A 14,406-nucleotide genomic window follows, 5' to 3' on the forward strand; every position below is an offset into this window, starting at 1 on the left:
GTTCGACTCCTCTCGGGCGCGCTTTTATTAACGGGAAGTGGCTCAGCTTGGTAGAGCACCTGGTTTGGGACCAGGGGGTCGCAGGTTCAAATCCTGTCTTCCCGATATTCCCAAAAAACATGGGGCCTTAGCTCAGCTGGGAGAGCGCCTGCCTTGCACGCAGGAGGTCAGCGGTTCGATCCCGCTAGGCTCCACTTTATTTAATATATGTCTCGGAGGTATACCCAAGTTCGGCTGAAGGGATCGGTCTTGAAAACCGACAGGCGGTGAGAATCGCGCGGGGGTTCGAATCCCTCTACCTCCTCCATTTTTTCTTTAATGGTTTAGACATATAATAATAAAATATTTTTTCCTTCATGGAGGTATACCCAAGTTCGGCTGAAGGGATCGGTCTTGAAAACCGACAGGCGGCGAGAGTCGCGCGGGGGTTCGAATCCCTCTACCTCCTCCATTTTTTAAAACTTTATATTGTCGCGGGGTGGAGCAGCACGGTAGCTCGTCGGGCTCATAACCCGAAGGTCGCAGGTTCAAATCCTGTCCCCGCAACCAAATGGTCCCGTGGTGTAGTGGTTAACATGCCTGCCTGTCACGCAGGAGATCGCCGGTTCGACCCCGGTCGGGACCGCCATTTATGTTGGCTCGGTAGCTCAGTCGGTAGAGCAGAGGACTGAAAATCCTCGTGTCGGCGGTTCGATTCCGTCCCGAGCCACCATTTTTTTATGCCGGCTTAGCTCAATTGGTAGAGCAACTGACTTGTAATCAGTAGGTTGGGGGTTCAAGTCCTCTAGCCGGCATCATTTAGGGGCATAGTTTAAAGGTAGAACTGAGGTCTCCAAAACCTCCAGTGTGGGTTCGATTCCTACTGCCCCTGTAAAGTATATGGGCCTATAGCTCAGCTGGTTAGAGCGCACGCCTGATAAGCGTGAGGTCGATGGTTCGAGTCCATTTAGGCCCACCATATATTATTCCGCAGTAGCTCAGTGGTAGAGCTATCGGCTGTTAACCGATCGGTCGTAGGTTCGAGTCCTACCTGCGGAGCCATGGCCCGTTGGTCAAGTGGTTAAGACACCGCCCTTTCACGGCGGTAACACGGGTTCGAATCCCGTACGGGTCATACAAAAAAGAGTCAGCATTATGCTGGCTCTTTTTTATTTTGTTAATCCTTTTTATTACGTTACTTTCCAGAAATAAATAAAGGGATTTTGGAAAAGCTATGGTATGTATAAAAAGGAGGAAATAAATAATGACACGAGTTAGAGACTTAATGAGTACCCATATTGTACATTGTACACCGCTAGACAATGTATATGAGGCAGCTGTTAAAATGAAGGAAGAATCAGTTGGATTAATCCCAGTTGTTGAAAATGAGCAAGTTGTTGGGCTTGTTACTGATCGAGATTTAGTCGTTCGAGGGATTGCTGAAAAACATCCTGGATCTAATAAAATTACAAATGTGATGACAACAAATATTATCTCAGTTTCTCCAAATGATTCTATTGAAAAAGCTACAGAGCTAATGGCACAGCATCAAATTAGACGATTACCAGTAGTTGATAGTGGTCAACTTATTGGTATGTTAGCACTAGGAGATTTAGCTATAAGGGAATCAGCAGATGATCAAGCTGGATTTGCCTTGAGCGAAATCTCAGAGCATACAGAGTAAATTGAAACTTTCATTAACCGAGAGTCTGATGGTCACTCATAAAGAGCTAAATTATATATAAAGTTCAGATACATTATTCTAGCATATATGGATTAAACTAATATGTTAGCGTGATGTATCTGAGACATTATATAATAAGTATGTGGTTAATAATTTCGACAGTTTTTTAAAATTTGTTATTCTTCATTTTTAATAAGAGAAAAGATGATATACTGATAGATATAAGTATTATGAGAGATTTTGAATATAACAATATTAATTTTTAGTGGCGCGATAATAAATTAATATTTCCTACATAGATGAAAAGGGAAGGGGAATTATATGAAGGCTGTACAGGGCGATCCAAATTGGAATTTGGTTACAGATACATATATAGAACCAAATAATTTCGCTGAATTATTTTCTTTGCTTGTACCTTGTCACCCAAAAGGTGAGGGGAAAGAACGAACTATATTAGTATGGAAAGAGAAAGAATTTTATAAAGAAGAAAATTTAGCGGCATTTATCGTATATGGCATGAATAAAGCAAAGAAATTACCGCAGTTTCATAAAGATGAAATTCCAACTTTAGTGCGTATTCTTCGCTTATGCCAAGAGATTGGTTGGTATGAAGAGGCAAATGATTTTATGATAGCGCAAGGATTAGCTGAGTTTGTTCATACTTCATTGGAATATGAAACATGGGATCTTTTGACGCAATCAGTTGCTTTAAATTATTTAATTATTAAATATCGTATAGGTGAATTGACAGATAGGGATATTGAAATTTGGGATAGAGTTAAATTTAATGAGAAGTGTATAACCGATTGTAAACATTTATTATCTCATAAAGAAGTATTGGAATTTACATTCTTTTATATGTGCAAGAGAGCGAAATCATTATCAAAAGAGCAATTAAATAGTGATATGATGAGTTTAGCAATGTATTGTAATACTTTTGTATATGATTTGTATACACATGATTTATTACGGAAATATCGTAAGTGTACAGATTTCCTATCATATTATGGACCTAGTCAGGCAGTTTTAGCATGTCAAAGAGCTGTATTATCTCAAATTTCCGATCGCTTAGACCCATTAAAGACAACGCATGTAGATGATTATTTATATGTGATGAAAGAAATGATGGAGCATATGACGATAGGAGTAATGGATCGATACGGTCATTTTATTGGAAAGCTACTATCTTATGTGCCATTTTTCGAAATGATACAAGTTCCACAGCATGCATATTATTGTGAAGAATTACTGTATATTTGTAAGGGCATTGAATATAAAGAAGAAATACTACGCAATTATATATTTATACAATTACATGATTGTTTACCATCATTCTTTAGGCTATTTCTTAAAAATAAGCGTTACGCAACGATTCATGATATTCTTTTCTATTGGTGCGATGACGAACAACGAATGAGTTTAGAGAAAAAATATAATCTGAGCTTTATTTATGAAAAATATGCTTGTGGATAAACAATATTTTCGATATGAAAAATTCATATAAATTAAAAAGGATCTCCAGTTTATGTGAGATCCTTTTTTGTTAGTAAAACAAGGAGAAAGTGATTAAGACAAGAAAAAGCATTCCATATAGGAGGAGTTGTGCAGTATAACTTCCTTGTATACCAAAAAAAGTATTGGTTTTCTTATACAAATTCAATATGTATTTTATTGGAGTATCTTTGAAAGATTGGTACACAGTGTCTCCTCTTTCTAAGCTTCTTGTTTTTGTTTTTGGTTATAAGGGACATTAATATATCTAGCTACAAATAATAAAACAGCCATAAAGAATACTGGAAATACAGTAGATAAATAAAAGCCATTACTAATTATATTTGTTATGAGAGCACTTAAAAGAAAAATAGCATTATAAATATGGGCAATTTTTTGTTTTAGTTGCACTTGAAATGATTCCATCATAATTTCTAATGCAACAAAAGCAATAATAATAGATAAAAATACAATGTTTGTATTGTAAATGATTAAACAACAGATTAAACCTAAAAAGGCTACGTATTCAATTATAAGAGGTATATTGCGTGGCATACAATTTACCTAACTAAATATGGCAGTGGATTTACTGCATTTGTTTTTTCAAAATTCCATTCTCCATTATGTAATTCAAAATGAAGATGTTGCCCGTATGAATGACCTGTGTTTCCCATATGACCTATTAATTGTCCAGTTTGTACTTGATCACCAGCTTGTACAGTGCGATCCTTCATATGAGCATAAACAGTTGTATATAATTTCCCATTGATTTGATGCGCAATGAAAACAACATTGCCATAGCTAGCTGAATAATAAGATTTCACAACTTTACCTGCAGCAGCAGCTTGGATAGAGACGTTTCCTGGAGCGGCAATATCTATACCATAATGCATTTGTTCCCAGCGTATATCAAAGGTTGAGCTAATTCTTCCTTGAGCGGGGAATTTGAAAGCAGCTGGAATTGATGAAGGCGGATCTGTTTTAGCTTGTGGTTGATTTTGTACTACATAGTGTTTTGCTACATATCCGTATCCTGTGCCAAAACGAATTTTATACCAAGTTCCTACAGTTTCTACTACTTGTACTTGTGTACCGTTTTGTAATGAACCGAGTAGAGCGCTACTTGTACTAGCGTTGCTACGTACATTTAGATTAGGTGTTGCAACGGTATATTTTGTATTATTTTGAACGGTGATTCCTTTTACTAAGGGTTGTGAACCATTAGAGATGAATGCTTTTTGTACGTAACCTGTTTGGCCATTATGTGAGATTTTATACCATTCGCCTTGATCTTCTTGAACGGTAATAAACTTGCCATTTGGTAATACATCTAAAATGGAAGATTCTAAATTAGGTTCAGAGCGAACGTTTAATGCATTAGCATTAACGATGTATTGATCATTAGATTGAAGTTTGTTTTTTAGTAAAATAGCATCTTTTTGTACATAACCTACTTTATTATGAACAGATACTTTATACCAACCATTAGTTGTTTCAAGGATGTTCACTTTTGTATTAAAGCGAATTGTATCAATTGATGTGCTTTTTACGTTATCTTCTGTATGTAATGCTACTTGATCGACTTTGACATACCCAGTTTTAATATTAGATAATTGTTCAGCGTTTGCTTTTTGTACATTTGTTTCACCCATAGAAGGAAGTAAAGAAGCAATCGCTACAGTAGTTGCTGTTAAAGCAGTAGCTTTCATATTCATGGAATAGAGACCTCCTCTAGTTGTATAGTTGTAATTTTATTATAGTATAAAGATATAATATAGTGGGTGTATTCACATAAATGTAATATGAAATCAATATAAAAATAAATTTTTTGAGGATAATGATTCCTTTTTATACAATTAATTGGTGTTTTATTTTCTAAAATAGAATGTATGTATTGTATAACTTTGATATTATGTTGATAATTAAGAAAATTAAAAAAGTTGATGATGTCTTATTACGGTGTTATACTGACAGTGATAATTTTATAGTTTGCTAGGAGAGCTGGTGTTGCCAGCTGAGAGTAAGACCTTAAGTCTTTGATCCTTTTTATTACCTGATCTAGATTATGCTAGCGTAGGGAAGCAATTCGGACACTAATAATGAGTCCCCGTTTCTTTGCGTATAGAAACGGGGCTTTTTTATTTGAAAATTTCATATTGAAACCACTAGGGGTGCTTGTTGTGCTGAGAGAGGAATAATCCTTAACCCTTATAACACCTGATCTAGGTAATACTAGCGAAGGGAAGTGGAACAACGAATAAATTATAATTTTATTGGCTGTAACCACTTCTTATATAGAGAAGTGGTTTTTTATTTATATACACATACTGGAAGGGGATAGAGAAATGAAATTTTGCGATAGATTATTAGAAACTGTACAACCAGTTTGGGAGATGAGTCATAATCATCCATTTGTAGTAGGTATGGGGGATGGTACGTTAGAAAAAGATAAGTTTCAGTATTACATTATTCAAGATTATTTATACTTGTTAGATTATGCAAAGTTATATGCTATCGGTGTTGTAAAGGCAACGAATCCACAAGTTATGGGGAAATTTGCTGAACAAATTGATGGAATATTAAATGGAGAAATGACAATCCATAAACAGTATGCAAAAAGACTTGGAATTTCTATAGAGGAGATAGAGTCTGCAAAGCCATCTGCTAAAAATTTAGCTTATACAAATTACATGATGTCTGTATCTCAAAATGGCACACTTGCAGAATTAATAGCAGCACTTCTTCCGTGTATGTGGAGCTATTGGGAGATTGGAAAGCGTTTAAATGATATTCCGGGAGCAAGGGATCATGAATTCTTTGGTGAGTGGATTCAAGGATATAGTTCTGAAGAATACGGCAACCTCTGTATTTGGTTAATAGATTTATTAAATGAAATGGCAGTTGGAAAGTCTGAAAAAGAGCTTGACCGATTAGAGGAGATTTTCCTATATTCCAGTCGATTTGAATATTTATTCTGGGATATGTCCTATCGTAAGGAGATGTGGGGATTTGAGGAGCAAGAACATACTACAATTTCATAATGTTTGTTTTCATTATGATGAGAAACCAATCATCAATGAATTAAATGCTTCTATACAAGATAAAGAGTTTGTAAGTATTATCGGACCGAGTGGATGTGGGAAAAGTACTTTATTTCGCCTTATTACAGGTTTAGAAGAAGTAAGTACTGGTCAGATAGAGCTGATAGAAACAAAGAGCCATCCTGTAGGGTATATGCCTCAAAAAGATATGCTCTTGCCGTGGAGAACGATTATTGAGAATGCTGCTTTGCCATTAGAATGCCAAGGCGTGCCGAAGAAAGAAGCACAAGTAAAGGCAAAGGAACTATTGCATAAATTTGGTTTACAAGGGTATGAGACAAAATATCCGAAAGATTTATCTGGGGGTATGAGACAACGTGTATCTTTTATTCGAACTTTATTAACAGGCGGGGAGATATTGTTATTAGATGAGCCGTTTAGCGCGTTGGATGCTTTAACGAAGGCATCTTTGCAAGAATGGCTGTTTGAACAATGGAAAGAGTGGGAAAAAACAATTTTATTTATTACTCATGATGTGGAAGAAGCATTGTTTCTTTCTAATCGAATTTTAGTAGTGGAGCAGCAGCCGATAACTACTTTGACTGAGCGGATAGTGCCGCTTGATCATAACAGAACACGAAAAGATTTATATAAACCGGAAGTATTGGCGCTGAAAGATGAGCTTCTTAGTATGTTACAAAGGCAGGTACTCGTATGATGAACCGGTTGAAGGAGCTATTACCTGCTCTTACACTTTCTAGTATCTTACTTGCCCTTTGGGAAGTAGGAGCAATAATTGTAGATGAAATGTACATTTTACCGTCACCGTCTGCAATTGTAATGAAGATATGGAAACTAAAAGATATATTATTTACGGTTCATTTGCCGGCAACATTATATGTCGTTTTAATAGGTGTGGCAATTTCTATCGTACTTGGGGTAGGGCTAGCGATGTTAATGAATGCGAGTACATGGATGGAGAGAGCATTTTATCCATTATTAGTCGCTTCACAAACGATTCCTATTACAGCGCTTGCTCCGCTCTTCGTTTTATGGTTTGGATATACGATTTGGAGTAAAGTCGTTGTTACGGTTTTAATTACGTTTTTCCCGATTGCGGTCAATACGTATGATGGACTACGCAGTACGAAAAAAGAATGGGAAGAGCTTTTAGTTACATACGGGGCAACGAAAAAAGATGTTTTTCTTAAATTAAAATTGCCGTCTGCTCTTCCTTATTTTTTCTCAGCTTTAAAAATCGCAGTTCCGCTTAGTGTAATTGGGGCAGCAATTGGTGAATGGCTCGGTGCACAAGCTGGGCTAGGATATTTCAGTAAAAGAATGATGACGCAGTTAGACGGAGCAGGTGTATTTGCACCCATTGTATTGTTATCGTTATTAGCTATTTTCTTCGTCATACTTATTTCGATATTAGAAAAGAAATTCATTAGTTGGAGGAAGCATTCATGAAATTATTAAAACGCATCTTTGTGTTTACATTATTAGTTGCAATGATTGCTGGATGTTCTAGTAATTCAGCATCAGATAAGAGTAAAAAAGAAAAAGAAATAACGGTCATGCTTGATTGGTACCCAAATGCGGTACATAGCTTTATTTATGCAGCAATTGAAAAAGGCTACTTTAAAGAAGAAGGTGTAAAGGTGAATATTAAATTCCCTTCCAATCCGACTGACCCATTAACTTTAGCAGCTGCAGGAAAAGTAACGGTTGGCCTATATTATCAACCAGATGTTGTTATGGCAAAAGCAAACGAACAAATTCCAGTGAAATCAATTGGAGCTGTCGTACGTTCCCCATTAAATCATGTTGTATCACTGAAGTCAGCAGGCATTCAATCGCCAAAAGATTTAGAGGGGAAAACAGTGGGATATTCTGGAACACCTTTAAGTGAGATGTATTTAAAAACGATGGTAAAAGAAGCTGGTGGTAATCCAGATACAGTGAAAGTAGTCGATGTTGGCTTTGATTTAGTACCAGCATTAATTACGAAAAAAGTGGATGCGGTAACAGGGGCATACATTAACCATGAAGTACCTGTTATGCGTCATGAAGGTCATGAACCAGCGTACTTTAATCCAGCAGATTATGGTGTACCGAATTATCATGAGCTTGTATTTGTAACAGGTGATAAAACGTTGAAAAAAGATAAAGAAGCGTTGCAAGCCTTCTTACGTGGTACGAAAAAAGGCTATGATTTCATGAAGAAAAATCCAGATGAAGCATTAAATATTTTATTAAATCATCAAGAAAAAGAAAACTTCCCACTTGTGCCAGAAGTTGAAAAGGAAAGTATGAAAATTTTATTAGAGAAGATGGAAACGAAAGATGAGCCATTCTTATCAGATTCAAAAGAGTCTTGGGAGAAACAAAATAAGTGGCTGAAGGACAAAGGAATGACAAAAGAAACCGTCCCAGCCGATGAACTATTCGAAAATATTTTAAAGTAGGCGAATGAATATGAAAAATGAGCTCCACGTAATCTCAAATGGCCATATGCCATTCGAAGAGTTAGTGAATGTAGCGATGCAAATTGAGAGTGAGATTGATTATTTGCATATTCGTGAGCGTGAGAAGAGTACAAAGGAATTATATGAAGGTGTGGAAATTCTGTTAATGGAGGGCTTTCCAGCTTCTAAAATTGTCATAAACGATCGAATTGATATTGCAATTTTATTAAATATTCCTCGTGTTCAACTAGGATATCGAAGCACAGATGTAAAGTCAGTGAAAGAAAAGTTTTCTTATTTGCATGTCGGTTATTCTGTGCATTCGCTAGATGAAGCGATAGTAGCATTTAAAAATGGAGCGGATTCACTCGTTTATGGCCATGTATTTCCGACAGATTGTAAAAAAGGTGTGCCAGCGAGAGGGCTTGAAGAAATTTCGGACATTGCAAGGAGCTTATCGATACCAATTATAGCTATTGGAGGGATTACTCCTGAGAATACAAAGGATATTCTGGCAAGTGAAGTAAGTGGAATTGCTGTTATGTCTGGAATTTTAAGTAGTAGTAACCCGTATAGCAAAGCGAAGTCTTATAAGGAATCAATAAGAAAGTGGGCGGAAAAACATGTGTGAGAAGTATGATGTAGCGATTATTGGTGGTGGTGTAATTGGTAGTTCAGTTGCACATTTTCTAGCAGAAAGAGGACATAAAGTAGCGATTGTAGAAAAGCAAAGAATTGCATCGGAAGCTTCGAAAGCAGCTGCTGGTTTACTTGGTGTTCAAGCAGAATGGGATGCGTATGATCCGCTATTTGAACTTGCTAGAGAAAGCCGAGCTATATTTCCACAACTTGCAGCAGTTTTACGTGAAAAGACGGGTATTGATATTGGATATGAAGAAAAAGGAATTTATCGTATTGCTCAAAATGCAGATGAGAAGGAAAGAATTCTTCACATTATGGATTGGCAGCAGAAAACAGGTGAAGATTCTTATTTTCTAACGGGAGACCATGTGCGGGAAAAAGAGCCATATCTATCCGAATCTATTATAGGAGCAGTATATTATCCGAAAGACGGTCATGTTATTGCACCAGAGCTTACGAAAGCATTTGCACATTCTGCGACAATTTCCGGTGCGGATATATATGAGCAAACAGAAGTATTTGATATCCGTATTGAAAATAATAAAGTGACTGGAGTTATTACAAGTGAAGGTATTGTCACATGTGAGAAAGTCGTTATTGCAGGAGGTTCATGGAGTACGCAGTTACTCAGTTATTTTCACCGTGATTGGGGTACATATCCAGTTAAAGGAGAAGTGGTTGCGGTAAAAAGTAGAAAACAACTTTTAAAAGCACCTATTTTTCAAGAAAGATTTTACATTACTCCAAAGCGCGGTGGACGTTACGTAATTGGGGCAACAATGAAGCCACATACGTTCAATAAAACTGTGCAGCCAGAAAGTATAACTTCTATATTAGAGCGTGCTTATACAATATTGCCAGCTTTAAAAGAAGCAGAATGGGAAAGCACGTGGGCAGGATTACGACCACAATCGAATCATGAAGCTCCTTATATGGGAGAGCATGAAGAAATAAAAGGTTTATATGCTTGCACGGGCCATTATCGAAACGGTATTTTATTAAGTCCTGTTTCTGGCCAATATATGGCTGATTTAATAGAAGGAAAGCAAGAGAATCATTTGCTAGATTCATTGCTTTCTAAAACGGTTTAGAAAGGGGATGGAAGTTTGAATTTGAAAATTAATGGTAATCAAATTGAAGTGCCAGAGAGTGTAAAAACAGTAGCCGAGCTACTTATACATTTAGAGCTAGATAACAGAATTGTTGTAGTAGAGCGTAATAAAGATATTTTACAAAAAGATGATCATACAGATACATCTGTTTTTGATGGAGACCAAATTGAGATTGTAACTTTCGTAGGAGGCGGTTGATTATGTTAAACATTGGACCATTTTCATTTCATTCTAGACTTTTATTAGGAACAGGTAAATTCCCTGATTTTGACGTGCAGCAAAAGGCAATTGACGTTTCTCAAGCTGAAATTTTAACGTTTGCAGTACGTCGTATGGATATCTTTGATGCAAAGCAACCTAATTTATTAGAGAAACTTGATGTGAAAAAATATACGTTATTACCAAATACAGCAGGGGCAAAAAACGCTGAAGAGGCTGTTCGTATTGCAAAATTAGCAAAAGCCTCTGGGCTTTGTGACATGATAAAGGTAGAAGTTATTGGTGATGATAGAACGTTATTACCTGATCCGGTAGAAACGTTAAAGGCATCTGAAATGTTACTAGAAGAAGGATTTATCGTACTTCCGTATACATCTGATGATGTTGTATTAGCACGTAAATTACAAGAGCTTGGCGTGCATGCGATTATGCCAGGAGCATCACCAATCGGTTCAGGGCTTGGTATTGTAAATCCATTAAATTTGAGCTTCATTATTGAACAAGCGACAGTACCAGTTATCGTTGATGCCGGTATTGGTAGTCCAGCTGATGCGGCATTTGCAATGGAATTAGGAGTGGATGGTGTGTTATTAAATACGGCTGTGTCAGGAGCAAAAGATCCTATTAAAATGGCACAAGCAATGAAATTAAGTATTGAGGCAGGACGTTTAGGCTTTGAAGCAGGTCGTATTGCACGTAAGCGTTGTGCAACTGCAAGTAGTCCTTTAGAAGGAATGAGCGTAGTTGAATAATCGATATTCTCGCCAAGAACTATTTTCTCCAATTGGAGAAGAAGGACAGCAAAAGATAAGAGAAAAGCATGTGCTTATTATCGGTGCAGGTGCATTAGGTAGTGCAAATGCAGAGATGTTTGTAAGAGCAGGTGTTGGCAAGATAACAATTGTTGACCGTGATTATGTAGATTGGAGTAATTTACAAAGACAACAATTGTATGCAGAGAGCGACGTAAAGAATAATCTTCCAAAAGCTATAGCGGCTAAAAAACGTTTAGAAGAGATCAATAGTGATGTAACAATAGAAGCTCTCGTTCAAGATGTAACAGCTGAAGAGCTAGAAGAACTTGTTACAAATGTTGATGTAATTATTGATGCGACTGATAATTTTGAAACACGCTTTATTGTGAATGATATAGCACAAAAATATTCTATTCCATGGATTTACGGTGCATGTGTAGGTAGTTACGGTCTTTCTTACACAATCCTTCCTAGTAAAACACCATGTTTATCATGTTTATTACAGTCGATTCCGCTTGGCGGGGCAACATGTGATACAGCGGGTATTATATCACCTGCTGTATCTCTCGTCGTTTCTCATCAAGTAACAGAAGCTCTTAAACTGTTAGTAGAAGATTACGAATCACTGCGAGATGGACTTGTGTCATTTGATGTATGGAAGAATGAATATTCATGTATGAATGTGCAAAAGCTTCGTAAACACAATTGTCCTTCGTGCGGAGAGAATGCGATATACCCGTATTTAAATAAAGAAAACACATCGAAAACAGCAGTTTTATGCGGGAGAAATACAGTTCAAATTAGACCACCTCATAAAGAGGAAATAGATTTTGAAAGATATAAAGAGCTGCTGAATGATCGTGTGCAGGATTTAAATGTAAATCAATATTTATTATCATTTTCTGTGGAAGAAAAGAGATTAGTTGCTTTTAAAGATGGTCGTGTACTTGTACATGGAACGAAAGATATAAGCGAAGCAAAAACAATTTATCATCGCTATTTTGGATAGAAAAGGATGAGTGGGATGAAAATAAATAAAGCTTTAACAATTGCAGGATCTGATAGTGGCGGCGGTGCCGGCATTCAAGCAGATTTAAAAACATTCCAAGAGCTTGGTGTGTATGGAATGACGGCTATTACGGCAATTACTGCTCAAAACACGCTTGGCGTTCAAGGGGTATATCCAGTTTCGTTAGAAGGTATTACGGAACAGTTGAATTCAATTGGTACGGATTTAACACCAGATGCTGTGAAACTAGGAATGTTATTTAGCAGCGAAGTTATTCAAATTGTAGCAGAACATATTAATAAATTTGGCTGGAATAATATTGTACTAGATCCTGTTATGATTGCTAAGGGCGGTGCATCATTATTACAACAAGAAGCAGTGCAAGCATTAAAAGAATATTTATTACCAGTAGCAACTGTTATAACACCGAATGTCCCAGAAGCAGAAGTGTTAACTGGGATGGAGATTCATAATGTTGAAGATAGTAAGGAAGCTGCAAAAGTATTGCACGAATTAGGTGCTAAATATGTGCTTATGAAGGGCGGACATGCAGAATATCAAGGTAATGAAGTAATTGATTTCCTCTTTGATGGAGAAAAATTTATTGAGTTTAGAAGCGAGCGAATTCCTTCAAAGCAAACGCACGGAAGTGGGTGTACATTTGCTTCAGCGGTTACAGCAGGACTTGCGAAAGGATACTCAATTGAAGATGCTGTTCAAGAAGCAAAACGATTTATTAGTATAGCAATTGAAGAGCCATTGAATATTGGTAGTGGTCATGGACCGACGAATCATTTTGCATATAAAGTGAATAGAACGCGTGCATAGGTAAGTGAAAAGCCAGTTTTATAACTGGCTTTTTTTCTGTTTACTTTTTCAAAATACAGGAGTAATATATCAGCCAGAATACATTTTTTTGTAAACGCTGAGTCCAATTATATGGAGCGGAGGAACCAATTTGTGCAGTGTCACTCGGGGTGAATCTTTCAAGTTTGAAAGTAGGGCTACTCTCAAAGTCCGAATCCGACAGCTAACTTCGTAAGCGTCTTGAGAGAGGACGGTGCCATGATGGATACATCACTTCATCGATCTGATTAGTATAGGGGAATATCAATCTATGTTTGATTTCTTTTATACTAAGGAGGATGAGGTACATGGAACTAACACTTATTTGTGTTGGAGAAGAAAGTAAGGTAGATAGTTTAAGAGATCTAGTATCATTTCAACATGAGTTAATTATTTTTACAGCAAATGAAGAGATAGCGGCTGAAGTTAGGAATTGTGGGTTTGATTGGACTTATAGCTGCAGTAAGGAGCAGGACTTTACTAGTATTTTTGAGTGTATTAAGAAGGTGATTTTACTAGGGGATGAGCTTCCAATCGTTAGTTTTTTCACAGAACACATTCGCTTTTCTTTTCAAGCACCTATTACTGTTGTTACAAGGAATAAACGATATCCAGCGAGGCTCTATGAAACAATTGGAGCTAAGTTTGTCGTGTTTACAAATTGTGATAATATTTCTTTTTTATTTTTTGAATAGGGCGGGGGAAGAAATGATGAAGGTACTATTACTTGGAGATATAGCAAATCGTTGGGCAGTATCGGTAGAGCGAGTTCAAGAATTGGTTAAGATCGATCCCCTTTTTCCAGGGCCGTATATTATATTACCATCAAAAGATGCTTTGTATTTAGAGGTGGATATTACCGAGTATGAGCAGCTACATGCAGAATTGACACAAGTTTATATTCGTGGGAGAAATTTACGTGCATTTTTACGAGGAGAATAAAGGTTGAATAAAAAAGAGCGAATGCTGAGTGCAACAAGCTATGCACTTCATCTCATTCGCTCTTTTTATTTCATATTTAAAAGGTCATTTTTAAGAAAAGAGAAGAGAAATAAAGAAAATAGATGAAATAATAGTAATAATCTTCAATGTAAGCGTTTAAATGAATGTAAATATTATTATTTTCAGTAATTTAACCCTTTACAAGTGAAATATAGAGG

Annotated in this window: 16 protein-coding genes, 12 tRNA genes and 3 riboswitches; of the genes, 26 read left to right on the forward strand and 2 right to left on the reverse strand. The window is 36.6% G+C overall.

All coding sequences use genetic code 11. The features are described from left to right. The first annotated feature begins 31 nt into the window (after nt 1-31). The 14 genes from ACTFRH_RS00005 to ACTFRH_RS00070 all read left to right on the forward strand — a co-directional run bounded on the left by ACTFRH_RS00005 (nt 32) and on the right by ACTFRH_RS00070 (nt 3,136). Nucleotides 32-105, forward strand: a tRNA-Pro gene (locus ACTFRH_RS00005). Nucleotides 106-121: 16 nt separating this feature from the next. Then, a tRNA-Ala gene (locus ACTFRH_RS00010) sits at nt 122-194 on the forward strand. A 20-nt stretch (nt 195-214) separates the two neighbouring features. Continuing rightward, a tRNA-Ser gene (locus tag ACTFRH_RS00015) sits at nt 215-307 on the forward strand. Between the two features lie 51 nt (nt 308-358). Further along, nucleotides 359-451, forward strand: a tRNA-Ser gene (locus ACTFRH_RS00020). Nucleotides 452-472: 21 nt separating this feature from the next. Beyond that, nucleotides 473-549: transfer RNA gene (locus ACTFRH_RS00025), tRNA-Met, on the forward strand. Nucleotides 550-552: 3 nt separating this feature from the next. Then, nucleotides 553-628, forward strand: a tRNA-Asp gene (locus ACTFRH_RS00030). An 8-nt stretch (nt 629-636) separates the two neighbouring features. After that, nucleotides 637-712 (forward strand) — tRNA-Phe (locus ACTFRH_RS00035). Between the two features lie 9 nt (nt 713-721). Further along, nucleotides 722-794, forward strand: a tRNA-Thr gene (locus ACTFRH_RS00040). Nucleotides 795-800: 6 nt separating this feature from the next. Continuing rightward, a tRNA-Trp gene (locus ACTFRH_RS00045) sits at nt 801-871 on the forward strand. A 10-nt stretch (nt 872-881) separates the two neighbouring features. Next, nucleotides 882-958: transfer RNA gene (locus ACTFRH_RS00050), tRNA-Ile, on the forward strand. Nucleotides 959-966: 8 nt separating this feature from the next. Next, nucleotides 967-1,041, forward strand: a tRNA-Asn gene (locus tag ACTFRH_RS00055). A 1-nt stretch (nt 1,042) separates the two neighbouring features. Continuing rightward, nucleotides 1,043-1,114 (forward strand) — tRNA-Glu (locus ACTFRH_RS00060). Nucleotides 1,115-1,243: 129 nt separating this feature from the next. Further along, nucleotides 1,244-1,663, forward strand: a complete 420-nt coding sequence (locus ACTFRH_RS00065; RefSeq protein ID WP_000199010.1) for a CBS domain-containing protein — start codon at nt 1,244-1,246, stop codon at nt 1,661-1,663. 321 nt (nt 1,664-1,984) lie between these two features. After that, a complete protein-coding gene (locus tag ACTFRH_RS00070; protein ID WP_000648911.1) occupies nt 1,985-3,136 on the forward strand; it encodes a DUF3965 domain-containing protein in 1,152 nt (383 codons plus the stop codon). 240 nt (nt 3,137-3,376) lie between these two features. On the opposite strand, the gene ACTFRH_RS00075 is transcribed toward ACTFRH_RS00070, so the two are convergent. Beyond that, a complete protein-coding gene (locus tag ACTFRH_RS00075) occupies nt 3,377-3,709 on the reverse strand; it encodes a hypothetical protein (RefSeq protein WP_001137823.1) in 333 nt (110 codons plus the stop codon). A gap of 5 nt (nt 3,710-3,714) precedes the next feature. Next, the gene (locus tag ACTFRH_RS00080) at nt 3,715-4,869 is read right to left on the reverse strand and encodes an SH3 domain-containing protein (RefSeq protein WP_001056035.1); all 1,155 of its coding nucleotides are present in this window, start codon (nt 4,867-4,869) and stop codon (nt 3,715-3,717) included. Between the two features lie 269 nt (nt 4,870-5,138). Next, a riboswitch (TPP riboswitch) is annotated at nt 5,139-5,251 on the forward strand. Nucleotides 5,252-5,311: 60 nt separating this feature from the next. Further along, a riboswitch (TPP riboswitch) is annotated at nt 5,312-5,415 on the forward strand. An 84-nt stretch (nt 5,416-5,499) separates the two neighbouring features. Between ACTFRH_RS00080 and tenA the strand changes: the two genes are divergently transcribed. From tenA to ACTFRH_RS00140, 12 genes are all read left to right on the forward strand, one after another. After that, complete coding sequence (gene tenA / locus ACTFRH_RS00085) at nt 5,500-6,195, forward strand: thiaminase II (protein ID WP_000666825.1); 696 nt, start codon at nt 5,500-5,502, stop codon at nt 6,193-6,195. After that, the gene (locus ACTFRH_RS00090; protein WP_001256780.1) at nt 6,164-6,913 is read left to right on the forward strand and encodes an ABC transporter ATP-binding protein; all 750 of its coding nucleotides are present in this window, start codon (nt 6,164-6,166) and stop codon (nt 6,911-6,913) included. The genes tenA and ACTFRH_RS00090 overlap by 32 nt, the downstream gene beginning before the upstream one ends. Next, entirely contained in the window at nt 6,913-7,665 is a 753-nt protein-coding gene (locus ACTFRH_RS00095; RefSeq protein WP_002163847.1) for an ABC transporter permease, read from the forward strand. Before ACTFRH_RS00090 ends, ACTFRH_RS00095 begins: the two co-directional genes overlap by 1 nt. After that, entirely contained in the window at nt 7,662-8,663 is a 1,002-nt protein-coding gene (locus ACTFRH_RS00100) for an ABC transporter substrate-binding protein (RefSeq protein ID WP_000771336.1), read from the forward strand. The genes ACTFRH_RS00095 and ACTFRH_RS00100 overlap by 4 nt, the downstream gene beginning before the upstream one ends. A 10-nt stretch (nt 8,664-8,673) precedes the next feature. Then, nucleotides 8,674-9,294, forward strand: a complete 621-nt coding sequence (gene tenI / locus ACTFRH_RS00105; RefSeq protein ID WP_000787159.1) for a thiazole tautomerase TenI — start codon at nt 8,674-8,676, stop codon at nt 9,292-9,294. Next, nucleotides 9,287-10,396, forward strand: a complete 1,110-nt coding sequence (thiO, locus tag ACTFRH_RS00110) for a glycine oxidase ThiO (protein ID WP_000333300.1) — start codon at nt 9,287-9,289, stop codon at nt 10,394-10,396. Before tenI ends, thiO begins: the two co-directional genes overlap by 8 nt. Before the next feature lie 15 nt (nt 10,397-10,411). After that, nucleotides 10,412-10,615: a sulfur carrier protein ThiS gene (thiS, locus tag ACTFRH_RS00115; RefSeq protein WP_001049504.1), complete on the forward strand. Its 204-nt coding sequence runs from the start codon at nt 10,412-10,414 to the stop codon at nt 10,613-10,615. 2 nt (nt 10,616-10,617) lie between these two features. Continuing rightward, the gene (gene thiG / locus ACTFRH_RS00120; protein ID WP_440048806.1) at nt 10,618-11,388 is read left to right on the forward strand and encodes a thiazole synthase; all 771 of its coding nucleotides are present in this window, start codon (nt 10,618-10,620) and stop codon (nt 11,386-11,388) included. Beyond that, on the forward strand, nt 11,381-12,400 hold the full coding sequence (gene thiF, locus ACTFRH_RS00125) for a thiazole biosynthesis adenylyltransferase ThiF (protein WP_001065424.1): 1,020 nt from the start codon (nt 11,381-11,383) through the stop codon (nt 12,398-12,400). Before thiG ends, thiF begins: the two co-directional genes overlap by 8 nt. 6 nt (nt 12,401-12,406) lie before the next feature. Beyond that, nucleotides 12,407-13,228: a bifunctional hydroxymethylpyrimidine kinase/phosphomethylpyrimidine kinase gene (gene thiD / locus ACTFRH_RS00130; protein WP_003300058.1), complete on the forward strand. Its 822-nt coding sequence runs from the start codon at nt 12,407-12,409 to the stop codon at nt 13,226-13,228. Nucleotides 13,229-13,313: 85 nt separating this feature from the next. After that, nucleotides 13,314-13,461, forward strand: a riboswitch (cyclic di-AMP (ydaO/yuaA leader). Nucleotides 13,462-13,554: 93 nt separating this feature from the next. Next, nucleotides 13,555-13,941, forward strand: a complete 387-nt coding sequence (locus tag ACTFRH_RS00135; protein ID WP_000424070.1) for a hypothetical protein — start codon at nt 13,555-13,557, stop codon at nt 13,939-13,941. A 13-nt stretch (nt 13,942-13,954) separates the two neighbouring features. Beyond that, entirely contained in the window at nt 13,955-14,188 is a 234-nt protein-coding gene (locus tag ACTFRH_RS00140) for a hypothetical protein (RefSeq protein ID WP_002163849.1), read from the forward strand. Nucleotides 14,189-14,406: the final 218 nt, after the last annotated feature.

It is taken from the genome of Bacillus cereus group sp. MYBK216-1 (genome assembly GCF_051916495.1).
GTDB lineage: Bacteria > Bacillota > Bacilli > Bacillales > Bacillaceae_G > Bacillus_A > Bacillus_A thuringiensis_K.